Below are 25,967 nucleotides of genomic sequence, written 5' to 3'. Positions count from 1 at the left end.
CCACCCCCGCACCAGCACAGAAACCCACCATCGCAGAGGAGTTCACCATGTCCGAGATCCTGAAGCTGCAGAACCTGTCCGTCGCCGACACCGACGAGGGCGAGCTCAACGACTGGAGCACCGTCTCCAACCACTGCGGCAGCAAGATCGAGGAAGACGCGCTCTAAGCCTCCTCGCTCGATCCCGCCCCACCCCACCGCACCACAACCGACCACCATCGCAGAGGAGTTCACCATGTCCGAGGTCCTGAAGCTGCAGAACCTGTCCGTCGCCGACACCGACGAGGGCGAGCTCAACGAGTGGAGCACCGTCAGCAACTACTGCCACAGCAAGATCGAAGAGGACGCCGTCTGATCCTCGCCGGACACCGCCCCCCGGCCCGCCCTTCACCCCCGTAGGGCGCGGCCGGGTCCGGCCGGGGCGGCCGGCACCTTCCGGGTGCCGGCCGCCCCGGCCGTTCCGTTCCCCGCTCGATTTCCAGCCCGATTCCCAGTCCCGATTCCCAGCCCGCTCCGGATCCGGGAGGACCGCCGTGGCAGACGCCCCGCCCACCCCGCTGTACCGCAACCCCGACTACCAGCGCCTGTGGCTGGCCCACGCCCTGTCCGCGTTCGGCTCGCAGGCGACGTACATCGCGCTTCCCCTGGTCCTGCTGGCGGCCACCCACTCGATCACCGACTTCGGCCTGGTCACCTTCGCCGAGATCGTCTCCTCGCTGTTCGCCAGCTTCCCGGCCGGCGTGCTGGTCGACCGGCTGAGCCGCCGCACCGTGATGCTCTGCTGCGACCTGGCCCGGGCCGCGGCCTTCGCGCTGTTCGCGCTGGCGGTGCTCGCCGACCGGGTGAACCTGCCGCTCGCGGTGGGCCTGGCCGTGCTGAACAGCCTGCTCAGCGCCCCGTTCGGGCCGGCCGCCTCGGCCGCGCTGCGGCACGTGGTGCCGCGCAGCCAGCTGACCACCGCCGTGTCGATGGCGCAGGCCCGCTCGGCGGTCGCCACCCTGGGCGGGCCGATGCTCGGCGCCGCGCTGTACGCCGTCACGCCGGTGCTCCCGTTCGTGGTCGACGCCGCCTCGTTCGCCGCGTCCGCGCTGTGCGTGCTGTTCGTGCGGCTGCCGAAGGAGACGCCGGGCGCGGGGCGCCCGAAGGCCGAACGTCCGCCGTTCCTGCGCGACTTGACCACGGGGCTGGTGGAGGTGCGGCGCAGCGCGTTCCTGCGGTACACGCTGGTGAACGCGGCACTGGTGAACTTCGTGTTCAGCGGCATCGTGGTGGTGCTGGTCGCGCAGGGCGCGCAGGCCGGGCCCGGCGGCAGCTACCACAACGGGCTGATCATCGCGATGTCCGGCGCGGGCAACCTGGTCGGCGCGGTGTTCTCCGCCAAGGCCGGACGGACCCTCGCCCCGCGCACCCTGGTGCTGGCGGTCTGCTGGAGCACCGCGCTGCTGACCCCGCTGCTCGCGCTCGGCTACGGGGTGGCGTTCACGGCGCTGGTGATCGGCCTGTGCGGCCTGACCTCGCCCGCCGCGAACGCGGTGATCTCCGCGGCCCGGCTGCACTCCGTCCCGGACCACCTGCTGGGCCGGGTGCAGACCGCCTGCGGCATCGCGCCCGCGCTGTTCGTCCCGTTCGGCCCGCTGGTCAGCGGCGCCCTGCTGGACCACTTCTCGGCGTCCACCGTGCTGCTGCTGAACGCGGGCGTGCTGCTGGCGCTGGCCCTCTACAGCACCGTCAGCGGCGGCCTGCGCCGCATCCCCGACCTGCGCGAGCCCCGCGCGGCGGAGCCCGCCGCGCCGAAGGCCCGGACGGTGGAGCCGCGCCCCCTGGAGCCGCGCCCGGTGGCGAACACCTGACCGGGCCGTCGGAACCCGGCGCCCGACGGCCGGAAGGCGGTGCCCGGCCGCCGGAACGCGGTGCCCGGCCGTCAGGGCGCGGCGCTGCCGGATGCCAGGCGGACGGCCGCGAGCGGGACGAAGCCGCCGCTGCCGCCGTCGGTGCCGCCCCCGTCCAGGCGGCGCAGCATGGTGACGGCGATCCGCTGGGCCTGGGCCTTGGCGCGTTCGGTGACGGGGCCGGTGTGGCGGCCGTCGAGGGTGGCGCGCCAGAGCTGGACCCAGCGGCCGAAGTGCGCGGCGGTGAGCGGGGCGACGGCGTGCAGGGCGGCGTGCGGGGCGAGCGCGTTGCCGCGGTAGGCGGCGGTGCGCAGCAGGGCGCTCTCCCAGAAGTCGGTGATCCGGGGGAGGTGGGCCTCCAGGTCGAGGCGGGCGACCTCGGTGAAGTGCGGGCCGATCAGCGGGTCGGCGAAGGCGGCGCGGTAGAAGAGCCGCAGGGCCCGTTCCAGGTCGGCCCGGCTGGTGATGTCCGGCAGTGCCACGGCGGTGTCCTCCTGGTGCTGTCACGCGCGCCGCCACCCGCCCTCACCCGCTGTCACGGGCGGTGGCGCGCCGCGGTGCCCGCCCGGTCAGGCTACGCCGGGGCGGTGTCCGGGGGCAGGGCCGTTGGTCCCGCCGGGGGCCGCCACCTGGCAGGATGCTGGTCATGAGCTTCCTCCCTGCGGACGACCGCTATGCCTCGATGACCTACCGCCGCGCCGGGCGCAGCGGCGTGCAGCTGCCCGCCGTGTCGCTGGGCCTGTGGCACAACTTCGGTGACACCCAGCCGCTGGACGTGCAGCGCGCGGTGCTGCGCCGGGCCTTCGACCGGGGGGTGACCCACTTCGACCTGGCGAACAACTACGGCCCGCCGTACGGCAGCGCGGAGCGCAACTTCGGTTACCTGTTCGCGCAGGACTTCCGCCCGTTCCGGGACGAGCTGTTCATCGCCTCGAAGGCGGGCTGGGACATGTGGCCGGGCCCGTACGGGGACGGCGGCAGCCGCAAGTACCTGCTGGCCAGCCTGGACCAGTCGCTGGGCCGGATGGGCCTGGACTACGTCGACGTCTTCTACTCGCACCGGTGGGACCCGACCGTCCCGCTGGAGGAGACCATGGGGGCGCTGGACACGGCGGTGCGCTCGGGCCGGGCGCTGTACGCGGCGATCTCCAACTACCCGGCGGAGCAGCACCGGGAGGCGGTGGCGATCCTGCGCGAGCTGGGTACGCCGTGCCTGCTGAACCAGGCCAGCTACTCGATCCTGAACCGGGAGCCGGAGCAGGGCCTGCTGGACGCGGTGGGCGAGACGCAGACCGCGCTGATCGCCTACTCGCCGCTGTCGCAGGGCCTGCTGACGGACCGCTACCTGTCAGGTGACGTGCCGGCCGGGTCGCGGATGTCGGTGGGCCACTTCCTGAAGGAGGAGGCGCTGACGGACGCCAAGCTGGAGCAGCTCCGGGCGCTGGCGAAGGTCGCGGAGGGCCGCGGGCAGAGCCTGGCGCAGCTGGCGCTGTCCTGGGTGCTGCGGGACGAGCGGGTGGTGTCGGTGATCATCGGCGCCTCCAGCGTGAAGCAGCTGGACCAGAACCTGGACGCGCTGGCGGCCGGTCCGCTGACCGCCGAGGAGCTGGCCGAGATCGACCGGCTGAGCAAGTAGCCGACCGGGCCCGGCAGTCGGCCTGGCAGGGCGGGCAGCCGGCCGGGTGAGGAGCCGGGTGGACGGGCGGGCGGGCGGCCGGGGGAAGTGCGGCCGCCCGCCCGTCCGGGCTCGGGCGGTCCGGGCTCGGGCGGTCCGGACTCAGGCGGTCCGGACTCAGGGGTGCAGCTTCGGCAGGACGGTCTCGGCGACCCGGTACGCCTCCTCCAGCAGCGGGTTGCCGGACAGGATGAAGGTGTCCACGCCCAGCTCCTGGAACTCCCGCAGCCGTTCGACGACCTGTTCGGTGGAGCCGACCACGGCGGTGCCGGGGCCGGGGCGGAACAGGCTCATGCCGGGCCACAGGTTGGGGTGGGTCTCCAGCTCGCGGGCGCGGGCCGGGACCCGGCCGCCGTGCTGGCGGAACTGGCGCTGCCAGCCGACGCCGTCCTCGCCCGCCCGGCCGCCGAGCTGGCGGGCGTAGGTGGCCTCGCTGGTGACGTCGAGCAGCCGGTCGGCGGCGGCCCACGCCTGCTCCTCGGTGTCGCGGACGATCAGGTGCAGGCGCAGGCCGAGCCGCAGGGTGCGGCCGTGCGCGGCGGCGCGTTCGCGGACGCGTTCCAGCTTCTCCTTGAGCAGGTGCGGGGGTTCGCCCCAGGTGAGGTAGACGTCGACGTGCTCGGCGGCGACCTCGATGCCGGCCGCGGACGAGCCGCCGAACCAGAGCGGGATGTGGCCCTCGCGCAGTGGCGGCAGGTCGCGCAGCGAGGCCCCGGCGTTCTTGAGCTGGTAGAACTCGCCTTCGTGGTCGAAGACTTCGCCGCTGGTGAGGCGCTTGACCAGGCTCCAGTACTCGGCGGACAGCCGGTAGCGGTCGTCGTGCTCGACGTGCAGGCCGTACTCGCGCAGCTGGCCGGTGGAGCCGTTGACCACGTTGAAGCGCAGCCGGCCGGGGCCGTGCAGGTGCTCGAAGGAGAGCGCCATCTTGGCCAGCAGGGTGGGCGAGACCAGGCCGGGGTGGACGGCGAGCAGCGGCTGGAAGCCGGGGCCGGTGGCGGCGGCCAGCGCGGAGCCGAGCGCCCACACGTCGTACTGGTCGGTGGCCAGCAGCGCGCCGGTGTAGCCGAGCCGCTCGACGGTGGCGGCCAGGTGCTGGAGGTAGCCGAGGTCGACCGGGCGGCGGCCTTCGGGCTCCCACGGGTAGTGGCCCTCGCGCGGGATCAGGTACCAGAGGACTTCGGTGGCCACGGCGCTCAGCCTTCCTGCGCGGCGCGGGCGATGGCGGCGGCGACGGGCTGCTCCAGCTCGGGCAGGTGGATGTCGGCGACAGTGACGGGGCGGTCGATGAAGCCGACGCCGTGGAAGATGTCGGCGGCCTCCTGCTGCTCGGCGACGAACGCGGCGGTGGCGGGCTCCAGTTGCCAGGGCAGCGCGGCGAGCGCGGTGTGCCAGTCGGCGGCCTCGCCGCCCTGGTCCTCGGCGGCGAGCGCGGCGGCCTCGGCGGGGTGGGCGGCGGCCCAGTGGTCGGCGCGCTGGAGGGCGGTGACGATGGCGGCGACCACCTCGGGCCGCCGGACGGCGAGTTCGCGGCGGGCGAAGAACACCGAGCGGTCGGTGATGACGTCCCCGGTGCGGATCAGTTCGCGGAACTCGCCGGTGCGGCGGGCGGCGGCGAGTTCGGCGCCCTGGGCGATCCAGCCGGCGATCCGGCCGTCGCGCAGCCGCTCGGCCTCGTCCCCGGCGGGGCGCTCGGCTCTGATGTCGTCGCGGTACGAGAGGCCGTGCCGGTACAGGGCCTTGGCGAGCAGGTGGGTCTGCCAGGAGCCGATCCCGAGCACCACGGTGGCGCCCTTCAGGTCGGCGACGGAGTGCACCGGGCCGTCGGCGGCGACCAGCAGCGCGCCGTGGTCGGGGCGGGGCGCGGAGACGGCGGTGTAGACGATGTCGTGGCCGGCGGCCTGGGCGGTGATCGGCGGGGTGGAGCCGGTGCCGCCGAAGTCGATGGTGCCGTCGGCCAGGTAGGGGCCGGTCCTGGTGCCGTCCGTGTAGTGGTGGAACTCGGCGCTCTCGCCGAGCGGGGCCAACTCCTGCTGGAGGTAGTCGAGTCGGGCTAGGTGGTAGAGCGACGGATTGGAGCGGTGCACACCGACGGTGACGGTCATGGCGGTCTCTTCTCTGGGGCGGTGGGTCAGTTGGCGTGCTGCGGTGCGGTGTCCCGGTGCACGCCGAGGTCGGCGAGCAGGCGGCGGCGCAGCGCCGCGAAGTCGGGGTCGGCCGGGTCCCGGGGGTGGTCGACGGCGACGGTCTCGTCGCGGACGAGCGCGCCGTCGCGCAGGACGGCCACCCGGTCGGCGAGCCGGATCGCCTCGTCCACGTCGTGGGTGACCAGCAGGACGGCGGGCCGGTGCCGGCGGCACAGTTCGCCGACCAGGTCCTGCATGCGCAGCCGGGTGAGCGCGTCCAGGGCGGCGAACGGCTCGTCCAGCAGCAGCAGTTCGGGCTCCCGGACCAGGGCCCGGGCGAGCGCGGCGCGCTGCGCCTCGCCGCCGGAGAGGGTGCCGGGCCAGGCGTCGGCGTGGTCGGCGAGGCCGACCTCGGCCAGGGCCCGGCGGCCGGTCTCCCGGGTGGCGGCGCCGCGCGGCAGGCCGACGGTGACGTTGCCCAGGACGCGCTTGGAGGGGATCAGCCGGGGCTCCTGGAAGACCACGGTCCGCGAGGGCGGTACGAGCACGGTGCCCCCGTCGGCCCGGTCGAGAGCGCCCAGGATGCGCAGCAGGGTGGTCTTGCCGGTGCCGGACGCGCCGAGCAGGGCCAGGAACTCGCCGCGGGCGATGTCCAGGTCGATGCCGTCCAGGACGGCGCGGGTGCCGAACACCCGGCGCAGGCCCCGGAGGTGGACGGCGGGGGTGCGGGGGTCGCTCACCGTCCGGCCCCCTGCCGTCCGGTGCCGGGACGCCAGGGCATCAGGACGCGTTCCAGGACGCGCACCGCGCCGTCGGCGGCCAGGCCGAGCAGGCCGTAGATCAGGATGCAGACGGCGAGCACGTCGGTGCGCGAGAAGTTCTGCGCCTGGGCCATCAGGTAGCCGATCCCCTCGGTGGAGTTGATCTCCTCGGCGGCGATCAGCGCGATCACGCTGAGCGTCATCGACAGCCGCAGTCCGGACAGCAGCGCGGGCAGCGCGCCGGGCAGCACCACCTCGCGGACGATCGCCCAGCGGGAGAGCCCGAAGCTGCGCATCGCCTCGACGAGCTTGCGGTCGGTGTTGCGGACGCCGCCGGAGGTGGAGACGTACATCGGGAAGGAGGTGGCGACGCCGATCAGCGCGATCTTCGCGGTCTCGGTGATGCCGAACCAGACCATGAACAGCGGCACCAGCGCCAGGAACGGGACGGTGCGCAGGACTTGGATCGCCGAGTCGAGCAGTTCGTCGCCGAGCCGGAAGAAGCCGGTGACCACGCCGAGCACCAGGCCGGCGCCGGCGCCGAACAGCAGGCCGAGGGCGGCCCGGGTCAGCGAGGTGGAGAGCGCGTCGGTGAGCTGCCCGTTGCCCCACAACTCCCGTACGGCTTGCAGGACCTGGCCGGGCGAGGCGAGCACGTCGGGGGTGAGGACGCCGGTCGCGGAGGAGAGCTGCCAGGCGGCGAGCAGGGCCAGCGGGCCCAGGGTGCGCAGGGCGGGCGAGACGCCGCGCGGCCGGGTCGTGGCGGCCCGGGCCCGAGGGGCGACCAGCCCGGCGGCCCGGGCCGCCTCGGTGCCGGTCGCCGCCTCGGTGCCGTCGGTGGCGGCCCCGCCGGTGGTGGTGGCGGTGGTCACTTCCCGCTCCCGGCGAGGGAGTTGATGTCGATCAGGTAGGGCTTGACGTCCACCTGGGTCTTGGTGACGCCCTGGTCGGCGTAGAACTTGGCGACCACGTCGAAGCGGGCGGTGTCGGCGGCGGTGATCGGGGCGTCCACGGCGCGCTGCCGGCCGAAGTCGACCGCGATCGTCCGCTCGGCGGGGGTGACGGCGGTCGGCCCGGCGTCGGTGAAGACGTTGAGGTAGGCGGCCGGGTCGGCCTTCTCCTTGGCGCCGTTCTCGTGCAGGTAGTCGTAGAACGCCCGCACCACCTCGGGGTGCTTGTCGGCGAAGGCCGAACGCACCGCCCACACCGCGTAGTTGTCGCTGCCGACGGCCTTGCCGTCGACCAGGAAGTGCGCGTCGGCGTTGGCGATGGCGGGGATAGAGAAGGTGTTCCAGGTCGCCCAGGCGTCGACCTGCCCGGAGTTGAAGACGCCGGAGGTCTGGTCGGCCCGGAGGTAGACCCGCTCGACCTTGTCGGCAGGGATGCCGTTCTTCTCCAGCGCCTTGAGCAGCAGGTACTCGGAGGTGCCGCCCTGCGAGACGGCGACCTTCCTGCCGACCAGGTCCTTGACCTCCTTGATCGGCGACCCGTTCTTCACCAGGATGCCCTCGCCGGCCTGGTCGGGCTCGGTCTGCGAGAACAGCTTGAAGCCGGGCTTCTGGGCGAGCGCGGCGACCGCCGAGGTGATCGAGCCCTGGGCGACGTCCAGCTGGTCGGCGTTCAGGGCCTGCGCGGCGGGGGCGAACGGGCCGGCGCTGCCGGTCCAGGTCACCTTGGCGTGCACGGCGGCCAGCGCCCTGTCCAGCGAGCCGTCCTGCTTCCCCTTGGCGAGGAAGCCGGAGTTGCCGGGGTCCGGCACTCTCAGCACCACCTCCGCGCCGCCCTTTCCGTCGGCCGAGGCCGCGGCGTTCTCGGCGGACGAGCCGCAGGCGGTCAGGGCGAGTGCGGCGACGGCGGTCAGGGCGGTGGCGGCGAGCAGGGAGCGGCGGCGGACGGGGGTGTGCATGGGTCTCTCCAACAGAGGGGGGTGCCGAGCGGGGGTCGGCGGCGGATCAGGGGGGCGGGAAGGGGCGGCGGGTCAGGAGGGCGGGGAGGGGCGGGCGATCACGGCCGCCGCGCGAGCAGGGCGCGGGCGGCGGCCAGCGGGGCGGGGTCGGCCCAGGCGTGGACGTCGACCCGGTCGGCGAGGAAGCCGTGGGCGTGCAGGAACTCCTCCTGCCGGGCGAGCAGGTCGAGGCGGTCGGCGGACAGGTCGGGGTGCAGGGTGCGGTGGCCGCCCGCGGCGTACGCGCCGGCGACGCCCTCGGGGCCGGCGCCGGTCTCGGCGCCGAGGATGCGGGCCACCTCGCCCGGCTGCCCGGCCGCCCAGTCGGCGGCCCGCAGCAGGACGGCCAGGAAGCGGGCCACCAGCTCGGGGTGCTCGTCCAGGAGCTGCTGGTGGACGGTGATCGGGCGCGGGGTGCCGTTGTTGACCCGGTGCCGGCGGTCCGGCAGCGCGTCCAACTCCACGGCGGGGACGGCCCCGTGGCGGCGGGCGGCCTCGACGGCGAGCGCGCCCTTGACGTACACGGCGTCCACCCGGCCGTCCGCCAGCGCGGCGAGTTCGGCCTCCCACTGGCCGCCGCCGGGGGCCGCCTCGACGTCGACCGGTTCGGCGTCGGCGAGGGTGAGCCCGGCCGAGGCGAGCGCCCCGTGGTGGCCGGCCAGCGCCATCGCCCGCCAGAAGTCGATGGCGATCGGGTGCCGGGGCAGGGCGAGCCGCCGTCCGCGCAGCTGCTCGGCGGAGGTGATGCCGCTGCCCTCGCGGACCAGGACGCTCTGCCGCTCCTCGATCCAGGTCAGGCCGATCAGCCTGGTCCGCTCGCCGCGCGAACGCGCCCACAGCGCCGGGACGTTGCCGCCCTCGCGGAACAGCCCGGCCAGCGCGTGGGTGTAGTGGTGGTCGGCGGCGACCTCCGGCGGGACGTCCTGGAGGGAGCGCACCGCGATGCCCTCGGCCGCGAACTCCTCGGCCAGCCAGCCCCGGTCGGCGGCGATGCCGGTGGCGGTCGGCACGGGGCAGCGGGTGAACCACAGGGTGTCGGGGTACGGCGGCGCGGCGGGGGGCGTGCTCATGGCGGGGCTCCGGGGATCGGCAGGCGGCGCGCGCCCGGCCTTCCGCATGGTGGGAAGGCGGGCGCGGCGGGAGAAGGGCTCTGGGTACGGTCAGCGGCAACAGGAGGAGTGGCCCCGGTGCGTCTTCACGGTGGACTCCTTCCTGTTCGGACCGGCTGGTGAGCTGAGCGTTCCACCCGGCCGGGGGTGGAATCAAGCCTTGCCAGATGATGGGATCACCTGTTCACGGAAGGCCGGACAGCCGCAACACTGCCGACACACTGCCGCAGTGATCACTCCCATATCCTGGTAAAAGCACGGACGTCGACCCGACGAGCCGACCCACGAAGAGGTGCGATGCCCGGCCCCGGAACCCTCCCCGCCCCGCCGACCGGCCCGCCGCCCGGCGCCCAGGCGGTCCACCGGGCGCTGGGCCTGCTGCACTGCTTCCACGACAACGGGCCCGACCTGAGCGCCTCCGAACTCGCCCGCCGGATGGGCCTGTCCGTCTCCACCGCGCACCGCCTGGCCCGCACCCTGGTCGCCACCGGCTTCCTCGACCAGGACGAGCGCACCGCCCGCTACCGGCTCGGCCCGGCCGTCGCCGAACTCGGCCAACTCAGCTTCCACCAGCGCGGACTGCACCTGGCCGGCCCCGAACTCGCCGAGCTGGCCCGGCGCACCGGCGCCACCGCCGACCTCGCCATCCGCTCCGGCCCGCACGCCGTGATCCTGGTCGGCGGCTCCGTCCTGCCCTCCACCGGCCTCGGCCTGCGCCGCCCGCTGCACTCCACCGCGCTCGGCAAGGTGCTGCTCGCCTGGCCCTCCCCCGCCGAGACGCCGCTGCGCGGGCCGCTGCCCGCCTACACCCCGCGCACCCTCACCGACCCGGCCGCCCTCGACGCCGAACTCGCCCGCACCCGCGAGCGCGGCCACGCCCTCAACGACGGCGAGTCCGCCACCGGCGTCCGCACCCTGGCCGTCCCCGTGCTCGACCGCGCCGGCACCGCCCGCTTCGCGCTCGCCGTCCGCTCCACCCCCGCCCACCTGCCCGACGAGGCGCTCCCCCGCACCCTCGCCCACGCCCACGCCTGCGCCCGGGCCCTGGCGGTCCTCCTGCTCCCCCCGGACCAGCGCTGAACACGCGGCGGGGCCGTGGCCGGGACGACCTGTCGTCGTCCCGGCCACGGCCCCCGGTGGGTGCCGCCCGCGCGCGTTCCCCCGTCGCGCGGTGCGCCCGCTACGCGGCCGGCGCGTACTTGTAGCCGACCCGGCGGACGGTGACGATCGTGTCGCGGTAGGCCGCGCCGAGCTTGCGGCGCAGGCGGGCGACGTGCACGTCGACGGTGCGGCCGTCACCGACGTGGCCGTAGCCCCAGACGGTGTGGACCAGTTGGTCGCGGGTGTGCACCCGGTGCGGGTGCTCGGTGAGGTGGGCGAGGAGCTCGAACTCGAGGTAGGTGAGGTCGAGCAGGGAGCCGTCGACGTACGCGTTGCGGCGGTCCAGGTCGACGGAGATGCCGCTGTCGGCGGGGCGGGTGAACGGGCGGGCCGCGGGAGCCTCGGCGACCGCGGCGGCGGTGGGGGCGGGGGCGCTCTGGCCCTCCGCCGGCACCAGCACCAGGTAGCCCACCAGCGGGGAGTTGGCCGCGCCGAGCTGCGCCAGCAGCGCCTGCGGCAGGACGGACTGCGGGAGGGCGGCGACCACGGCCGCGCCGTCCTGGAGCCCGGCCAGCAGGCTCTCCGGCGCGGGGGCCGGGGCGACGGACACCGGGGCGGGGGTCACGGCCGCGCCCACCGGCCGCGGCGGGATCGGCCGCCGGTGCTCGGTCACGGTGGTGGCGGGGGCCAGGTTGGGGAGGGCGCGGACCGCGCGCAGGTGCGGGGTCGAGGTGGTGGCGGCGGTGGCGGTGGCGTACGACATGTGAGGGCTCTTTCGCGCGTGACGGTCGGGGGGTGGTCGTCGTCTGCGCTTCCGGCGCACGGGAGTTGACGGTGGGTCAGGTCCGGGGCCGGGAGGCGCGGGGTGCGCGCCGACAGGTCTGGTCGAAGTGGTGGTTCCGGCGCGAGGGCCAGAACGGTTCGAGGAGGGTGCGAAGGTGCACGGCTGCTCTCCGGAGCGCGGCAGGGGGTCGACGGGACGCACGGAACCGCCACTCCCCGGCGTCGAGCGGGGAGGAGTGGCGGTGCGTCAGCGACAGCAGGTGCTGTAGATCCGGCCGTGGTCGAGGTACCGGCGGACGGTGAGCACGGGGAGCGCGGCGAGGCGGACCGAGACGGTCATGGCGCTGCTCCTCCCCCGAAATCGTGTCGGGCCCGCGGCGGAACGGCGGCGGGCACGGGTACGAGACTTCCACGCCCGGTGCCCGGAAGGCAACCCACTGCACCACCCCATCCGCAGACCGAGACGGAAACCGTCCGCCATCCGGACGTCACCGCGCTGACCTGCACGGACGTCAGAAGTCGGCGGCGGCAGGGCAACGGCAGGGCAACGGCCGCACGACAGCCCCGCGGCAGCCCGCGACGGCCGCATCACGGGCGCGCCACGACGGTGCTGCGGCGGTGCCGCGACGGTGCTACGGGCGCGCCGCGCCCCGGCGGTGCTACAGCCGCACCCCGACGCGGGCCGCCGCGTGCTCGACCAGCCGGATCAGCAGCTCCTTGCCGTCCTCGCGCCGCCGGGCGTCGCACAGCAGCACCGGCACCCCGGCCGGCAGGTCCAGCGCGGCGCGGACGTCCTCGGGGGCGTAGACCTCGGTGCCCTCGAAGCAGTTGACGGCGACCACGAACGGGATGCCGCGCTGCTCGAAGTAGTCGACCGAGGGGAAGGAGTCGGCCAGCCGCCGGGTGTCGGCGAGGACGACCGCGCCGAGGGCGCCGCGGGCCAGCTCGTCCCAGACGAACCAGAACCTGTCCTGGCCGGGGGTGCCGAACAGGTAGAGGGCCAGGCCGGGTCGGAGGTCGATCCGGCCGAAGTCCATGGCGACGGTGGTGGTGCGCTTGGCCTCCACCCCGGCGGTGTCGTCGACCGGCCGGCCGACCTCGCTGAGCAGCTCCTCGGTGCGCAGCGGGCGGATCTCGCTGACCGCGCCCACCAGGGTGGTCTTGCCCGCGCCGAAGCCGCCGGCGATCAGGATCTTGACCGCGTCGGCGCCCCAGGGGGCTTTGCGGGCGGCGGGGGACGACGGGGCGTCAGAGTGCACGGAGGCCATTGATCACGTCTCGCAGCAGGCGCTCGTCCGGTTGTTGGGCGAGCTGGACGGGTCGGGTGACGCTGATCAGGTCGGCGTCGTGGAGGTCCCCGAGCAGGACCCGGACCACGCTCACCGGCAGGTCGGTGTAGGACCCGAGCTCGGCGACGCTCAGCGGCTCGTCGCGGCAGAGTTCCAGGATCGCGTGGTGTTCCGGGTCGAGCGCGGGGTCGGGCGCGGGGTCGGGCCGGGCGCCGCCGGGACCGGGGTCCGGCCCGGCGGCGGTGACCAGCGAGATCAGGTCGAACAGGCCGTCGTCGACCGGGCGGGCGCGCCCTCTGGTCATGGAGAAGAGCCGGACCACCGGTCCGGCCTCGTCGTCGAACCAGCGGTCGTCCACCGGGGTGCGGGGGGCGAACGGGTCGGCCGGTCCTCCGCCGGCCGCCCGCCCGTCCGCGGTCGCACCGCTGAGGTCGGCCGGGGCGGGGGCCCCGGTCGGCTCGGTCGGCTCGGGCTCGCTCATCGAATCGGTCATCTCCCGGGCAGCGTGGTGTCGGTCCTCGGCTCGGCGGCCAGGTGCTCGCCGACGCGCTTGACCAACAGTGCCATCTCGTAGGCGATCTGGCCCACATCGGACTCGGCGTCGCTGAGCACGGCCAGGCAGCTGCCGTCGCCGGCGGCGGTGATGAACAGGAAGGCGTCGTCCAGCTCGACCATGGTCTGCCGGACGCCGCCGACCCGGAAGTGCCGTCCGGCGCCCTTGGCGAGGCTGTGGAAGCCCGCGGCGACCGCCGCGAGGTGCTCGGCGTCCTCCCGGTCCAGGCCGCTGGAGACGCCGGTGGCCAGGCCGTCGCTGGACAGGATCACCGCATGCCGAAGGGTCGCCACCCGGCCGACCAGGTCGTTGAGGAGCCAGTCGAGGTCCCCGGACGGCGGTGTTGTTGCGGTCATGATTCGGTTCCTTCTGCTGGTGCGGGCGGTGCGGTCGGCGTCGGGTGCGCCGGCGGGACGGAGCGGGCGGGGGCGGCGGGCAGCGCGTGCGGCACCGGTGCGGACGGCAGCGCGATCCGGAGCCGGGGCGGCTGTCCGGGCCCCGGGGGGCGGACCGGCGCGGGCCGTTCGGGGGTGCGGGCGCCGTCGGGGGACTCCGGCTCGGAGCGCACCACGGTGAGCGAGGCGGGCTGGAGCCGGTCGCCGCGGCCGCGGGCGAAGCCGCGCTGGAAGGAGGCGAACGCGGAGCGGGCCTCCTCGGGGTCGCGCGCGCGGGCCGGTTCGGCGGTCTCCGGTTCGGCGCCGGGCCGCAGTTGCGGGGCCAGGCTGGCCTGCCGGACCCGCTTGGGCAGCAGTCCGCCGGCCACCGGGGTGAGCGCCGGACCCGCGGCCGGTCCGGCGGCGGTGGCGGTGGAGGCGGTGGCGGTGGAGGCGGCAGCGGTGGAGGCGGCGGCGGGCAGCGCGGGCCGCTCGCCGTCCTCCTCGGGGCGGCGGTGGCGCCCGGTGCCCCCGGCGGCGGCCTGCGGGGCCGCGGCGGCGGACCGGCGGCGGGGCAGCCCGCCGGGGGTGCGGGACGGCTCGGCCTCGGACGGGCGGGGCCCGCCGAGCGCGGCGGCGGGCGCGGCGTGCGCGCCCTGGCCGCGGGCCGGGACGGCGACCGCGGTGGAGGCGGCGGCCGGGGCGGGCGGGCGGCGGTGGGTGCCGGTGTCCTCGGCGCCCTGCCGGGGGGCGTCGGGGGCGGTCTCGACGGTCTCGGCGAGCAGTTCGCGCGGGATCAGCACGACCGCGGAGGTGCCGCCGTAGGGGCTGGGCCGCAGGTGCACCCGGATGCCGTGCCGGCGGGCCAGCCGGGAGACCACGAACAGGCCGAGCCGGTCGGTGTCGGCGAGGTCGAACTCCTGCTCCACGGACAGGCGTTGGTTGATCTCCTCCAGGTGCTGCTCGCCCAGGCCGAGGCCGCGGTCGTCGATCTCCAGGCAGAAGCCGTGCGCGACCACCTCGCCCTGGACGGTGACCTGGGTCTGCGGCGGCGAGAACACGGTGGCGTTCTCGACGAGTTCGGCGACCAGGTGGGTGACGTCGGCGACCGCGGAGCCGAGCAGGCCGGTGCCGGGGAACGGGCGGACCTGCACCCGGGCGTAGTCCTCGACCTCGCCGACGGCGGCGCGCACCACGTCGACCATCCGGACCGGCTTGCGCCAGGCGCGGCCGGGCGAGCCGCCGGAGAGGATGATCAGGCCCTCGGCGTGGCGGCGCATGCGGGTGGTGAGGTGGTCGAGCCGGAACAGGTCCTCCAGTTCGCGCGGGTCCTCGGTGCGGCGCTCCATGGTGTCGAGCAGGGTGAGCTGGCGGTGCAGCAGCACCTGGGAGCGGCGGGCCAGGTTGACGAAGACGGCGGAGACGCCGCGGCGCAGTTCGGCCTGTTCGACGGCGGCCTCGACGGCGACCCGCTGGACTTCGTTGAAGGCCCGGCCGACCTGGCCGATCTCCCCCGCGCCGAACTCCAGCGGGGGCACCTCGGCGACCACGTCGACGGCCTCGCCGCGGCGCAGCCGGAGCATCACGGAGGGCAGCCGGGTGGCGGACAGGTCGGCGGCGGCGTTGCGCAGGCCGACGAGTTCGCGCACCAGGCGGCGGCCGGTGCGGTAGGAGATGACGATCGACAGGACGACCGCGGTGAGGCCGATCAGGCCGGCCGTGCCGCCGCGCACCAGGGCGTCGATCGCGCTGGTGCGGGCCTGGTCGCCGAGTTCCTTGGCCAGCCGGAAGTTGATCGCGTCGACGTCGGCGAGGACCTTGGTGGCGGGGCCGCCCCAGGAGTCGGCGGGGTCGCCGCGCAGCTCCAGGGCCCGGTCGGCGGCCTTGTCGAAGCCGGACTCGGCGGCGGTGAGCCAGCTCCAGTTCAGGCCCAGGCGCAGCGCGTTGTACGCCTGCCGGTCCTGGTCGTCGAGTTCGGCGATGTAGATCCGGAACAGCGCCTGCTGGGCGTTCACGGCGTCCAGGGCGACCTGCTGCTTGCGCGGGTCCTGGGCGTCGGCCAGGGGGCCGGCCCGCAGGGCGCGCATCGCGGCGGTCTCCTGGGAGAGGTACTCGCCGGCCCGGGAGAGCTCGACCAGGATGGTGCCCTGGCGGGGCAGCGAGCCGGTCTGCTTGGCGATGAAGGAGGAGCGGAACGCGAAGACCGGGTTGATCAGGTCGCTGTAGTCCTTGAGCGCGCCGTCCCAGCTCTGCCGGGACTGGGCGATCTGGTTGCGGATCGCGCCGAGCTGGCCGGCGACCGCGAGCACGTCCTGGTAGCGGGCGCGCTGGTCGGCGTCGAGCTTGCCGGCGTCGTGGCTGGTGCCCTGGTAGCGCAGCAGTTGGAGGTCGCGGTCAGTGGTGGTGCGGGCCTTGTCGTAGGCGGCGGCGTAGTCGGCGTTCGCGGGGGCGGCCAGCCGCAGCACGGCGGCGGTGCGTTCCTGCTGGAGGTCGTAGGCGTACCGGTCGGCGGGGTTGCCGAAGGCGGTGTAGGTGGAGCCGAGGTCGATCTGGCTCCACACGTCGCCGGTGGTGACGAGCGTGGCGTACACCCACAGGCCGCTGAGCGCCGCGACGGGCACCAGGAGCAGCGCGACGATCCTCGCGCGGATCGAGCTGCGGCGCAGGCGCATACGGGTCCTTTGTGGTCCTCGGGCGGGAAGGTTGTCGGACGCGGGCGGACGCGCGGGGGCGGGGGCGCGCGGGCAGGGGTGGGTGCGGGTGGGGTCGAGAGCCGCGAGCCTACTACTTCCTGACCGTCCGTTCGTAGGGTGGAAGTGCATCGTGATCGGCTGTTGTCCGGATCGTCCTTTAATTTCCCCGCCGGGGGTCTGGCATGGCCCCGACCTGCGGGGCTTCCTCCGGTGCGGGGCGTCGTCGGACGGTGACTCTGGGCAGCGCCGCGCCGATCGGGTAGCTTCGCCGGTACCGCGGTCCGGCCCTCGGCCGGCCGTGCGGACCGGGCCGTGCGGGCCGGGTCCGGGTGGGTGGTTCGGGGCGGGATCGGGGGTACCGTGCGAGAGTTCAGCAGCCCCGCGCTGGGCGGCGGGCCGGCCGGCGGGCTGGCCGACTCGGTGTTCGACCGGGCCGAGCGGGAGCCGGGGCTGCCGGTGGTGTCCCGGCTGGTGGACGGCGTCTGGACGCCGGTGACGGCGGCCGGGTTCCGCGACGAGGTGCTGGCGCTGGCCAGGGGACTGCTGACCCGGGGGGTGCGCTACGGCGACCGGGTCGCGGTGATGTCGGCGACCCGCTGGGAGTGGACGCTGTTCGACTACGCGCTCTGGTCGGTGGGGGCGATCCCGGTGCCGGTGTACCCGACGGCCTCGGCCGACCAGGTCCGCTGGATCCTGGCGGAGACCTCGGCGGTGGCCTGCGTGGTGGAGGACGAGGACCAGGCGATGACGGTCGGCGCGGTGTGCGACGCGCTGCCGGAGCTGACCGGCATCTGGCAGCTGGACCGCGGCTGCGTGGCCCAGTTGGCGGCGGACGGCGCGGGCGTGCCGGACGCGCTGGTGCACCGTCAGCGGCTGGGGGTGACGGCGGACTCGCTGGCCAGTGTCATCTACACCTCGGGCACCACCGGCCGTCCCAAGGGCTGCCTGCTGACCCACGGCAACTTCGCGGCGGTGGCGGACGCCCTGCTGGCGGGCTGGGACGAGGTGTTCCGCGACACCGGCGGCGGGCAGCCGGCCACCCTGCTGTTCCTGCCGCTGGCGCACGTGTTCGGGCGGCTGACGCAGGTGGCGGCGGTGCGCGGCGGCATCCGGATCGGCCACCACGCGAAGCTGGCCTCGGACAGCCTGCTGCCGGCCCTGGCCGCGTTCCGGCCGACCTTCCTGCACGCGGTGCCGTACGTCTTCGAGAAGATCCACCGCCGGGCCCGGGAGGCCGCCGAGGCGGCGGGCCGGCTGGAGCTGTTCGAGCAGGCCGAGCGGGTGGCCGTCGAGTGGGCGGCGGCCTGGGAGCGCCGGGCGCACCGCACCGGCCCGGGCCCCTCGCCGGCGCTGCGGGTGCGGCACGCCGCGTACGAGCGGCTGGTGTACCAGCGGGTGCGGGAGGTCCTGGGCGGCCGGGTGCGGGCGGTGATGACCGGCGGGTCGATGCTGGGCCGGGAGCTGGGGCTGTTCTTCGCGGGCGCGGGCATGACGGTGTACGAGGGCTACGGGCTGACCGAGTCGTCCGCGCCGGTGACCGCGAACCCGCCGCGGCGGCCGAAGTTCGGCACGGTGGGGCGTCCGATGCCGGGTTCGACGGTGGCGATCGCCGAGGACGGCGAGGTGTGGGTGAAGGGTCCGGGCGTGTTCTCCGGGTACCTCAACCACCCGCGCTGCTCGGACGAGGCGCTGTGCCGGGGCTGGCTGGCCACCGGGGACCTGGGGGTGCTGGACGAGGACGGCTACCTGACGCTGACCGGCCGCAAGAAGGAGGTGATCGTCACCTCCAGCGGCAAGAACCTGGCCCCGGCGGTGCTGGAGGAGCGGGTGCGGGCGCACCCGCTGATCGCGCAGTGCCTGATCGTGGGCGACGACCGGCCGTACCTGGCGGCGCTGATCACGCTGGACGCGGTGGCGCTGGCGCACTGGCTGCGGGCGCGCGGGCGGGCGCCGCTGGAGATGTGGCAGGCGCTCACCGACCCGGAGCTGCACCAGGAGGTGCAGCGGGCGGTGGGGGCGGCGAACACCACGGTGTCGCGGGCCGAGTCGATCCGGGCGTTCCGGCTGCTGCCGCGCGAGTTCTCCCTGGAGGAGGGGTTGTTGACGCCCTCGCTGAAGATCCGCCGGGCGGCGGTGGCGGAGCGGTACGCGGCGGACATCGAGGAGCTCTACGCCGGTTGACCGATCTCGGCGGCCGGTCGGCCGGTTCCGCTTGACCGCCGTGATTGGTCCAGTCCATTGTGTGCAGCGGCCTGGTGCGGCAGGACCCCCACCCGATCTCCGACCCTCCGGGGTTCGCCCCTCCGCCCGTCCCCCACACTGGAGTCGACCCGTGCTCAGTTCCGCCCGCCGCCGTCTCGCGGCGCTCGCCGCCACCGCCGCGCTGGCCTCCGCCGCCGCCGTCCCGGCCGCGCGCGCGGACGTCCCGGCCCCCGCGCCGAACCTGGCCACCAATCCCGGCTTCGAGATCCCCACCCTGCCGCTGGCCGACTGGGGCTCGGTCCCCGGCTGGCACTGCGCGCCCGGCGAGGGCGCGCTCACCGCCGCCGCCCGCACCGGCACCGCCGCCCTGGCGATCACCCCCGCCGCCGGCGACTCCACCGGCCGGTGCACCCAGACCCTGGCGGTGCGCCCGAACACCGCCTACACGTACCGCGCCTGGGTGCACGGCTCGTACGTCTTCCTCGGCGCCACCGGCACCGGCCACGACGTCGCCCCGGCCTGGACGGCGTCCACCGGGGACGGCTGGCAGCGGCTGTCGACCGGCTTCACCACCGGCCCGGCCACCACCTCGGTGCAGCTGTACGTGCACGGCTGGTACGGCCAGGGCCCGGTCGCGGTGGACGACGTCTCGGTCACCGGCGACCGCCCGGCGCCCGCGCCCGCCACCTGGAACGTGCCGACCGACGACAGGGCGGTCTTCCTGACCGTCGACGACGGCTGGACCCGCACCCCGGAGGCGGCCCGGCTGATCGCCGACCGCGCGCTGCCGGTGACCGTCTTCCCGCTGCCGATGCCGGCGGGCTTCGAGCCGGACTACTTCCGCCGGGTCACCGCCGCGCCCGGCTCCTCGATCCAGGACCACGGCGTCTCGCACCGCGACCTGACCACGCTCTCCCCGGCCGAGCAGCAGGCCGAGATCTGCGACGCCCGGGACGCGGTCACCGCGCGCTACGGCACCGTCCCGACGGTCTTCCGGCCGCCCTACTTCGCCTTCGACGACGACACCCGGCAGGCCGCCGCGAACTGCGGCATGGCGTACGTGCTGACCGCGACCGCCGACTTCACCTCGGGCGCCGCGAACGTCTACCACGGCGGCCCGCTCCAGCCCGGCGACGTGATCATCACGCACTTCACCGACACCCTGGCCGACGACCTCCGGCGCGCGCTGGACGCGGCCGGGCAGGCCGGTCTGCGGCCCGCCGCGCTCGGCGACCACCTGCGCTGAGCGCCGCCCCGAGAACGCCGGTGGCCGGGCTCCTTCCACGAGCCCGGCCACCGGTCGTCCGTCCCCGCGGACGTGCGGCCGCCTACCGCCGGTGCGTCAGGCCGCGGCGCTGAACGACGGCAGGTAGCCGCCGGCCTGGCCGCTCGCGTTCGGGTGGTAGCTGTCGCTGATCGGCAGCGTGGTGCTGTTCAGCCACTGGGTCGAGGAGCCGCAGATCTCGTGCTCGGCGAAGACCGTCCGGACGTCCTTGAAGGTGAACCCGGCGTTCGCCGCCTGCTTGGCGATGACCGTGTCCAGGGTGTCCGCCGCGCCGTTGATCGCGGTCCGCTTGGTGTCCGAGATCCCGACGATGCAGCTGCCGGGCACCTTGTACAGGTGCGGGTAGCCCAGCACCACGACCTTCGCGTTGGGCGCCTTGGACTTGATCTGCCCGTACAGGTTGGTGAGCTTGCCCGGCAGGGTGTTGGTGGCGTAGCTCTTGGCGGTGTTGACGGCGCTCAGGCAGGAGCTCTCGCTGTTCAGCACGCAGGTCTGCATGGTGGAGGCGAAGCCCGCGTCGTTGCCGCCGATGGTGATCGAGACCAGGGTGGTCGAGGTGTTCAGGACGCCCAGTTGGTTGGCGATCACGTCGTCGGTCCTGGCGCCCGAACAGGCCACGAACGAGAACGAGGTGGGCGCGTGCGCGGCGTTCCACAGGTACGGGTACGCCTTGGTGCTGCGGCTGCAACTGCCGCTCTCGCTGGTGTAGCTGCCGGAGCCGACGCCGGCCGAGTAGGAGTCGCCGAGCGCGGCGTAGCGCACGCCGGCGGCGTTCGCCTCGGTGGCGGCGGCGAGGGTGGTGAGGGACAGGGCCGCCGCGGTGAGGGCGACGGAAACGACACGGACGCGAGACATCTGATCCTCCATGAGTGACGCAGGCCACACATTGGATACCAGTCGGTAGGTCCGGGGGGAAGCGCTCATGCCAAAGAAGTTGACGAACGTTCACGGAATGCCGCCCCAACGGGGAGCTACGCGCGCAGACCCGCCCCTGACCTGGGCTGCGGAAATACCATCAGCGGGTGATCGCACCGCCGGACAGGGTGCTTGACGTCCGGTCGGACCGCCGGGCCGGGCCGGCGGGGACAACCGGGGAACGGCCGGAGAACGGCGGGGACGCGGCGGGGCTCAGCGCAGCCGGCAGCCCGCGGCCGGCAGCTCCTCGATCGTCTCGTCCGCCCGCACCGGCACCCCCCACCGGACGGCCGCCGCCGCCACCGCCGCCCGCGCCTGCCGCAGCCCCGGCAGCCCCCAGCCGAGCAGCTCCACCGCGAGGCCCGGCGCCACCAGCAGCCGCCGGTAGTGCCGCCCCGACGCCGGGTCGGGCGCCGAGGGCCCCGCCCCCAGCAGCGCCGCCGCCATCCGCACCCGCGCGCACTCGTTCCCGCCGTTGGCCGACCCCACCCGGTCGTACAGGTAGCCGAGGTAGACCGGCCCGGCGATCAGCGCCTGCGCCTCCTCCGCCGCCTCCCGGGCCAGCGCCCGCCCCGGGTCCCCCGCGTCCTCCGGCTCCAGCGAGCCGCCCGGCAGGCTGACCACCCCGTCGCGCGGGTTCACCAGCGTCAGCACCCGCCCGTCCGGCGCGAACAGCCACCCCCAGGACTGCTTCACCGGCAGCCCGGCCGGCACCGCCTCGGCCGGCCGCCACGGCCACCCCGCGTTCGGCCGGCGCCGCACCCGCCCGAGCAGTTCGGAGATCTCCGGGCTGTACTCGATGCCCATCCCCACTCCCTCCGCTCTCCCGGTAGGCCCGCGGCACCACCTGATGATCTTCCCCGAACGCCCGACCGATGAACAGTCCCGGCCGCCACCCGGGTCACCGCCCGCGCCGCCGCGCGCCCGGAGCGGTGTCCGCCACCTGTGATACTCGTACTCGGCCGGACCGGACCACCGAACCGACGAGGAGTGACGGGACATGCTGCGGGGAGCGTCGGCGTGAGACTGCTGCACACCTCGGACTGGCACCTGGGGCGCTCCTTCCACCGGGAGAGCCTGCACGAGGCCCAGCGGGCCTTCCTGGAGCACCTGGTGGCGACCGCGGCGGCCGAGCGGGTGGACGCGGTGCTGGTCGCGGGGGACGTCTACGACCGGGCGCTGCCCGGGCTGGAGGCGGTGGCGCTCTTCGACGAGGTGCTGTGGCGGCTGGCCGAACTGGGCGTGCCGACGGTCTTCATCTCCGGCAACCACGACTCGGCCCGGCGGCTGGGCGTCGCGTCCCGGCTGATCGACCGGGCCGGCATCCACCTGCGCACCGACCCCGGCGCGCTGGCCGAGCCGGTGCTGCTCGCCGACGCGCACGGCCCGGTGGCGGTCTACGGGCTGCCCTACCTGGAGCCCGCCCTGGTGCGCGAGCGGCTCGGGCTCGCCCGGGGCGGCCACGAGCAGGTGCTGGCCGCGGCCATGGACCGGGTCCGCGCCGACCTGGCCGCCCGCCCCGCGGGCACCCGCGCCGTGGTGCTGGCGCACGCCTTCGTCACCGGCGGCGCGGCCAGCGACAGCGAGCGCGACATCGCGGTCGGCGGGGTGGAGTCCGTCCCCGCCGCGGTGTTCGACGGCGTGCACTACGCGGCGCTCGGCCACCTGCACGGCTGCCAGACCCTCGCCCCGCACCTGCGCTACTCCGGCTCCCCGCTCGCGTACTCCTTCTCCGAGGCGGCGCACGAGAAGTCGATGTGGCTGGTCGAGCTGGACGCGGCGGGCGCCGTCGAGGCCCGCCGGGTGCCCTGCCCGGTGCCGCGCCGCCTCGCCCGGCTGCGGGGCCGGCTGGACGAGCTGCTGACCGCCGAGGCGCACGCGTACGCCGTCGACCGCTGGGTGCAGGCCACCCTGACCGACCCGGTCCGCCCGGCCGACGCGATGGAGCGGCTGCGGGCCCGCTTCCCGCACACCCTGCAACTGCTCTTCGAACCGGAGGGCGGCGAGCGGGCCGCCCGGACCTCCTACGCGCAGCGGGTGCGCGGGCGCACCGACCAGGAGGTGGTGGAGGGCTTCGTCGCCCACGTCCGCCCCGGCCGGGAGCTGGACGGCGACGAGCAGTCCTGGCTGCTGGAGGGCCTGGAGTCGGTGCGCCGCGCGGCGGCCGGCCGGGCCGAGGAGAGCGCCCGATGACGCCCCGCCCCCTGCGCTTGGAGCACACCCGATGAGGCTGCACCGGCTCACCGTCACCGCCTTCGGCCCGTTCGCGGGCACCGAGCGGATCGACTTCGACCTGCTCTCCGCCGCCGGCCTGTTCCTGCTGCGCGGCGCCACCGGCGCGGGCAAGAGCAGCGTGCTGGACGCGGTCTGCTACGCGCTGTACGGCGAACTGCCCGGCACCCGCCGGAGCAACGGGGTACGCAGCGACCACGCCGCACCGGGCGTGCGCACCGAGGTCGTGCTGGAGGCGACGCTCGGCGGGCGGCGGCTGGAGATCACCCGCAGCCCCGAGCAGTGGCGGCCCAAGAAGCGCGGCACCGGCCTGACCCCGGAGAAGGCGCAGACCCTGCTGCGCGAGTGGGCCGCCGACGCCGGGGCGGGCGAGCCGGGCTGGGCCGCGGTCAGCCGCTCGCACCAGGAGGCCGGCGAGGAGCTGACCCGGCTGCTGGGCATGAGCCGGGAGCAGTTCTGCCAGGTCGTGCTGCTCCCGCAGGGCGACTTCGCCCGCTTCCTGCGGGCCGACTCCAAGCAGCGCGCCGACCTGCTGGGCCGGCTCTTCGACACCGGCCGGTTCGAGCAACTGGAGCGCTGGACGGCCGAGTTGCGGCTGCGCCACGAACGTGAGGTGCAGGGCGGGCGGCAGCGGCTGCACGCCCTGGCCGCCCGCGCCGAGGAGGCCGCCGGGCCGCTGGCCGGGCCCGGCTGGGACACCGCCGCGCACCGCCCCGGCGAGGACGCCCCGGTCGGCGAGGTGCTGGCCTGGGCGGCGATGCTCCGCGGCACCGCCGCCGAGCGGGCCGAGTCCGCCGCGCTGCGGCTGGCCGCCGCCGAGACCGGACGGGCCGCGGCCCGCACCCGGCTGGAGCGACAGAACGCCCTGGCCGAACGGCAGTCGCGGCACCGGCTGGCCCAGCGGGAACGCCTGCGGCTCACCGACCTGGCCGCCCGCTCGGCCCCCGAACGGGCCCGGCTGGAGGCCGCGCTGGCCGCCGAGGCCCCGGCCCCGCTGCGCGCCCCGCACCGCGCCGCGCTGGCCGCACTGGAGCGCGCCGAGGCCGAGGAGGTCGCCCGCCGCGCCGAACTGGCCGCCCGCGCCCGCGCCGCCGACTGGTCCGGCCCGCTCGGCACCGCCGACGAAGTGCGCGCCGCCGAAGGGGTGCTGCGCGCCGAGGTGGGCCGGCTGGAGGCCGCCGGGGCCGACGAGGCCCGCTACCGCGCGCTGCTCGCCGAGCGCGCCGAACTGACCCGCCGGCGGGACGGCGCGGACGACCTCGCGGCCGACTCCCGCCGCTGGCTGGACGACTTCGAGAACCGGCACGAACGCCTCCAGCAGGACCGCGAGGCGGCCCGCGAGGCCCGCGCCGGGCTCGACCAGCTCGACGCCCGGCACCAGGAGCTGGCCGAGCAGCGGAAGTCCGCCGACCGGCACCTGCGGCTGCTGGCGGACCGCACCGGGGCCGAGGACGCGGTCCGCGCCCTGACCGACGCCGCCCAGGCCGCCCGGCAGCGCACCCTGGACCTCCAGGAGCGCCGCCTGGCCGGCATGGCCGCCGAGTTGGCCGCCGCCCTGGCCCCCGGCGCCCCCTGCCGGGTCTGCGGCTCGCCCGCGCACCCGGCCCCCGCCGAGCCCTCCGCCGACCAGGTCACCGCCGGGGACGAGCGCCGCGCCCGCGCCGCCCAGCACGCCGCCGAGGACGAACTCGCCGCCGCCGCCCGGCACCTGAGCGCCCTGACCGCGGCGGCCGCCGCCGCCGAGGCCGCCGCCGGCGGCCACACCGTGGACGAACTCACCGCCGGCATCCACGCGTTGACCGGCCGCCGGAACGCGCTCCTGCACGCGGCGGAGCGCTGGCTGCCGCTCGGCCAGCAGCTCGAACGGCTGGAGCGGGACGGCGCGGCCCACCGCGAGCAGCTCCGCCAGGCCGGCGAGCAGAGCGCCCGCCTGACCGGCCAGCTCGGCGCGCTGGCCGCCGAACTCGCCACCCTGGAGGAGCGGCTCGCCACCGTCCGCGGCGACGCCCCGTCGGTGGCCGCCCGCACCGCCGCCGTCACCGCGCTGTCCACCGCCACCACCGCCCTGCTGGACGCCACCCGGGCCACCGCCGCCGCCCGCGCCCACCGCGACGAGAGCACCGGGGCGCTGCGCCGCGCCGCCCGCGCCGCGGGCTTCGCCGACCTGGCCGCGCTGGACGCGGCCGTCCTGCCCCCGTACGAACTCGACGTGCTGCGCGGGACGTTCAAGCAGCTCGACGCCGACCTCGAACTCGCCGCGGCCCAGCTCGCCGACCCCGCCCTGCGGGCCGCCGCCGAACTCCCGCCCGCCGACGCCGAACCCGCCCGGGCCGCCGCCGCCCGCGCCGACGAACTCCTCGCCCGCGCGCACTCCGCCCACGACCAGGCCCGCCGCCGGGTCGCCGACTTGGCCCGGATCGGCCGCGAACTGGCCGCGCTGGCCACCGAACTCGCCCCCGTCCTGGACGCCCACGCCCGGATCAGCCGGCTCTCCGCCCTGCTGGCCGGCGCCCCCGCCGAGAACGCCCTGCGGATGCGCCTGGAGTCCTACGTGCTGGCCGCCCGGCTGGAGCAGGTCGCCGCCGCCGCCAGCCGGCGCCTGCTCCGGATGTCCGGCGGCCGCTACACCCTGGTCCACAGCGACGGCCTGGTCTCCGGCAACCGCCGCTCCGGCCTCTCCCTGCACGTGGTCGACGCCTGGACCGGCCGCGAGCGCGACACCGCCACCCTCTCCGGCGGCGAGTCCTTCTTCGCCTCCCTCGCCCTCGCCCTGGGCCTCGCCGACGTCGTCACCGACGAGGCCGGCGGCATGCCCCTGGACACCCTCTTCATCGACGAGGGCTTCGGCACCCTCGACGAGAACGCCCTCGAAGAGGTCATGGACGTCCTCGACTCCCTGCGCGAACGCGACCGCGCCGTCGGCATCGTCAGCCACGTCGCCGACCTCCGCACCCGCATCCCCGCCCAGCTCCTGGTCCGCAAGCACCGCACCGGCTCCACCGTCCACCACACCACCCGCGAGAACGCCTGACCCCGCAG

23 protein-coding genes are annotated in these 25,967 nt (G+C 75.6%); 9 read left to right on the top strand and 14 right to left on the bottom strand.

The window, feature by feature from the left end:
* Positions 1-47: 47 nt before the first annotated feature.
* The 3 genes from K353_RS37295 (at position 48) to K353_RS26685 (ending at position 1,849) form a co-directional block, all read left to right on the top strand.
* Positions 48-167: a class III lanthipeptide gene (locus K353_RS37295; RefSeq protein ID WP_193588066.1), complete on the top strand. Its 120-nt coding sequence runs from the start codon at positions 48-50 to the stop codon at positions 165-167.
* A gap of 67 nt (positions 168-234) precedes the next feature.
* Positions 235-354 (top strand): class III lanthipeptide, encoded by a 120-nt coding sequence (locus K353_RS34955; RefSeq protein ID WP_193588065.1) that lies wholly within the window; start codon positions 235-237, stop codon positions 352-354.
* Between the two features lie 178 nt (positions 355-532).
* On the top strand, positions 533-1,849 hold the full coding sequence (locus tag K353_RS26685) for an MFS transporter (RefSeq protein ID WP_111556078.1): 1,317 nt from the start codon (positions 533-535) through the stop codon (positions 1,847-1,849).
* A gap of 71 nt (positions 1,850-1,920) precedes the next feature.
* Here K353_RS26685 and K353_RS26680 read toward each other — a convergent pair whose 3' ends face one another.
* Complete coding sequence (locus K353_RS26680) at positions 1,921-2,370, bottom strand: group III truncated hemoglobin (RefSeq protein WP_111556077.1); 450 nt, start codon at positions 2,368-2,370, stop codon at positions 1,921-1,923.
* 164 nt (positions 2,371-2,534) lie between these two features.
* Here K353_RS26680 and K353_RS26675 point away from each other — a divergent pair, with 164 nt between their 5' ends.
* On the top strand, positions 2,535-3,524 hold the full coding sequence (locus K353_RS26675) for an aldo/keto reductase (RefSeq protein WP_111556076.1): 990 nt from the start codon (positions 2,535-2,537) through the stop codon (positions 3,522-3,524).
* Positions 3,525-3,680: 156 nt separating this feature from the next.
* On the opposite strand, the gene K353_RS26670 is transcribed toward K353_RS26675, so the two are convergent.
* The 6 genes from K353_RS26670 to K353_RS26645 form a co-directional block, all read right to left on the bottom strand.
* Positions 3,681-4,751, bottom strand: a complete 1,071-nt coding sequence (locus K353_RS26670; RefSeq protein WP_100839549.1) for an LLM class flavin-dependent oxidoreductase — start codon at positions 4,749-4,751, stop codon at positions 3,681-3,683.
* A gap of 5 nt (positions 4,752-4,756) precedes the next feature.
* Entirely contained in the window at positions 4,757-5,665 is a 909-nt protein-coding gene (locus K353_RS26665) for an ABC transporter substrate-binding protein (RefSeq protein ID WP_111556075.1), read from the bottom strand.
* 26 nt (positions 5,666-5,691) lie between these two features.
* Positions 5,692-6,426 (bottom strand): ABC transporter ATP-binding protein, encoded by a 735-nt coding sequence (locus tag K353_RS26660; protein WP_111556074.1) that lies wholly within the window; start codon positions 6,424-6,426, stop codon positions 5,692-5,694.
* Positions 6,423-7,235, bottom strand: coding sequence for an ABC transporter permease (locus K353_RS26655; RefSeq protein ID WP_111556089.1), 813 nt, complete (start codon positions 7,233-7,235; stop codon positions 6,423-6,425). The genes K353_RS26660 and K353_RS26655 overlap by 4 nt, the downstream gene beginning before the upstream one ends.
* Before the next feature lie 80 nt (positions 7,236-7,315).
* Entirely contained in the window at positions 7,316-8,353 is a 1,038-nt protein-coding gene (locus K353_RS26650) for an NrtA/SsuA/CpmA family ABC transporter substrate-binding protein (protein ID WP_111556073.1), read from the bottom strand.
* Between the two features lie 98 nt (positions 8,354-8,451).
* On the bottom strand, positions 8,452-9,462 hold the full coding sequence (locus K353_RS26645) for an ABC transporter substrate-binding protein (RefSeq protein ID WP_111556072.1): 1,011 nt from the start codon (positions 9,460-9,462) through the stop codon (positions 8,452-8,454).
* A 336-nt stretch (positions 9,463-9,798) separates the two neighbouring features.
* Between K353_RS26645 and K353_RS26640 the strand changes: the two genes are divergently transcribed.
* Entirely contained in the window at positions 9,799-10,581 is a 783-nt protein-coding gene (locus tag K353_RS26640; protein WP_111556071.1) for an IclR family transcriptional regulator, read from the top strand.
* Between the two features lie 100 nt (positions 10,582-10,681).
* Here K353_RS26640 and K353_RS26635 read toward each other — a convergent pair whose 3' ends face one another.
* From K353_RS26635 to K353_RS26615, 5 genes are all read right to left on the bottom strand, one after another.
* Positions 10,682-11,365 (bottom strand): winged helix-turn-helix domain-containing protein, encoded by a 684-nt coding sequence (locus K353_RS26635; protein ID WP_111556070.1) that lies wholly within the window; start codon positions 11,363-11,365, stop codon positions 10,682-10,684.
* A 679-nt stretch (positions 11,366-12,044) separates the two neighbouring features.
* The gene (locus K353_RS26630; protein ID WP_100839556.1) at positions 12,045-12,653 is read right to left on the bottom strand and encodes an ATP/GTP-binding protein; all 609 of its coding nucleotides are present in this window, start codon (positions 12,651-12,653) and stop codon (positions 12,045-12,047) included.
* Positions 12,634-13,167: a DUF742 domain-containing protein gene (locus K353_RS26625; RefSeq protein WP_370447662.1), complete on the bottom strand. Its 534-nt coding sequence runs from the start codon at positions 13,165-13,167 to the stop codon at positions 12,634-12,636. The genes K353_RS26630 and K353_RS26625 overlap by 20 nt, the downstream gene beginning before the upstream one ends.
* Complete coding sequence (locus K353_RS26620; protein ID WP_030462671.1) at positions 13,164-13,583, bottom strand: roadblock/LC7 domain-containing protein; 420 nt, start codon at positions 13,581-13,583, stop codon at positions 13,164-13,166. The genes K353_RS26625 and K353_RS26620 overlap by 4 nt, the downstream gene beginning before the upstream one ends.
* Positions 13,580-16,273, bottom strand: a complete 2,694-nt coding sequence (locus K353_RS26615) for a nitrate- and nitrite sensing domain-containing protein (protein WP_146616577.1) — start codon at positions 16,271-16,273, stop codon at positions 13,580-13,582. The genes K353_RS26620 and K353_RS26615 overlap by 4 nt, the downstream gene beginning before the upstream one ends.
* A 381-nt stretch (positions 16,274-16,654) precedes the next feature.
* Here K353_RS26615 and K353_RS26610 point away from each other — a divergent pair, with 381 nt between their 5' ends.
* The gene (locus tag K353_RS26610; RefSeq protein ID WP_111556068.1) at positions 16,655-18,475 is read left to right on the top strand and encodes a long-chain fatty acid--CoA ligase; all 1,821 of its coding nucleotides are present in this window, start codon (positions 16,655-16,657) and stop codon (positions 18,473-18,475) included.
* Between the two features lie 151 nt (positions 18,476-18,626).
* Positions 18,627-19,742 (top strand): polysaccharide deacetylase family protein, encoded by a 1,116-nt coding sequence (locus K353_RS26605; RefSeq protein WP_158585494.1) that lies wholly within the window; start codon positions 18,627-18,629, stop codon positions 19,740-19,742.
* Positions 19,743-19,838: 96 nt separating this feature from the next.
* On the opposite strand, the gene K353_RS26600 is transcribed toward K353_RS26605, so the two are convergent.
* Positions 19,839-20,636 (bottom strand): SGNH/GDSL hydrolase family protein, encoded by a 798-nt coding sequence (locus K353_RS26600; protein ID WP_111556066.1) that lies wholly within the window; start codon positions 20,634-20,636, stop codon positions 19,839-19,841.
* A gap of 273 nt (positions 20,637-20,909) precedes the next feature.
* On the bottom strand, positions 20,910-21,503 hold the full coding sequence (locus K353_RS26595) for a hypothetical protein (RefSeq protein ID WP_199528254.1): 594 nt from the start codon (positions 21,501-21,503) through the stop codon (positions 20,910-20,912).
* Positions 21,504-21,716: 213 nt separating this feature from the next.
* Between K353_RS26595 and K353_RS26590 the strand changes: the two genes are divergently transcribed.
* Positions 21,717-22,889, top strand: coding sequence for an exonuclease SbcCD subunit D (locus K353_RS26590; protein ID WP_111556065.1), 1,173 nt, complete (start codon positions 21,717-21,719; stop codon positions 22,887-22,889).
* Between the two features lie 31 nt (positions 22,890-22,920).
* Positions 22,921-25,959, top strand: a complete 3,039-nt coding sequence (locus K353_RS26585) for an AAA family ATPase (RefSeq protein WP_111556064.1) — start codon at positions 22,921-22,923, stop codon at positions 25,957-25,959.
* The last annotated feature ends 8 nt before the right edge of the window (positions 25,960-25,967 follow it).

It is taken from the genome of Kitasatospora sp. SolWspMP-SS2h (genome assembly GCF_003259315.1).
GTDB lineage: Bacteria > Actinomycetota > Actinomycetes > Streptomycetales > Streptomycetaceae > Kitasatospora > Kitasatospora fiedleri.
Note: the sequence above shows the minus strand (reverse complement) of the source record. Positions and strands in the feature narration are given on the sequence as shown.

Bases quoted from the DNA above. Each gene is read 5' to 3' on its own strand.
- K353_RS37295 (WP_193588066.1), top strand. From the start codon at position 48: ATGTCCGAGATCCTGAAGCTGCAGAACCTGTCCGTCGCCGACACCGAC.
- K353_RS34955 (WP_193588065.1), top strand. From the start codon at position 235: ATGTCCGAGGTCCTGAAGCTGCAGAACCTGTCCGTCGCCGACACCGAC.
- K353_RS26675 (WP_111556076.1), top strand. From the start codon at position 2,535: ATGAGCTTCCTCCCTGCGGACGACCGCTATGCCTCGATGACCTACCGC.
- K353_RS26665 (WP_111556075.1), bottom strand. From the start codon at position 5,665: ATGACCGTCACCGTCGGTGTGCACCGCTCCAATCCGTCGCTCTACCAC.
- K353_RS26650 (WP_111556073.1), bottom strand. From the start codon at position 8,353: ATGCACACCCCCGTCCGCCGCCGCTCCCTGCTCGCCGCCACCGCCCTG.
- K353_RS26645 (WP_111556072.1), bottom strand. From the start codon at position 9,462: ATGAGCACGCCCCCCGCCGCGCCGCCGTACCCCGACACCCTGTGGTTC.
- K353_RS26640 (WP_111556071.1), top strand. From the start codon at position 9,799: ATGCCCGGCCCCGGAACCCTCCCCGCCCCGCCGACCGGCCCGCCGCCC.
- K353_RS26635 (WP_111556070.1), bottom strand. From the start codon at position 11,365: ATGTCGTACGCCACCGCCACCGCCGCCACCACCTCGACCCCGCACCTG.
- K353_RS26630 (WP_100839556.1), bottom strand. From the start codon at position 12,653: ATGGCCTCCGTGCACTCTGACGCCCCGTCGTCCCCCGCCGCCCGCAAA.
- K353_RS26625 (WP_370447662.1), bottom strand. From the start codon at position 13,167: ATGACCGATTCGATGAGCGAGCCCGAGCCGACCGAGCCGACCGGGGCC.
- K353_RS26620 (WP_030462671.1), bottom strand. From the start codon at position 13,583: ATGACCGCAACAACACCGCCGTCCGGGGACCTCGACTGGCTCCTCAAC.
- K353_RS26615 (WP_146616577.1), bottom strand. From the start codon at position 16,273: ATGCGCCTGCGCCGCAGCTCGATCCGCGCGAGGATCGTCGCGCTGCTC.
- K353_RS26600 (WP_111556066.1), bottom strand. From the start codon at position 20,636: ATGTCTCGCGTCCGTGTCGTTTCCGTCGCCCTCACCGCGGCGGCCCTG.
- K353_RS26595 (WP_199528254.1), bottom strand. From the start codon at position 21,503: ATGGGCATCGAGTACAGCCCGGAGATCTCCGAACTGCTCGGGCGGGTG.
- K353_RS26585 (WP_111556064.1), top strand. From the start codon at position 22,921: ATGAGGCTGCACCGGCTCACCGTCACCGCCTTCGGCCCGTTCGCGGGC.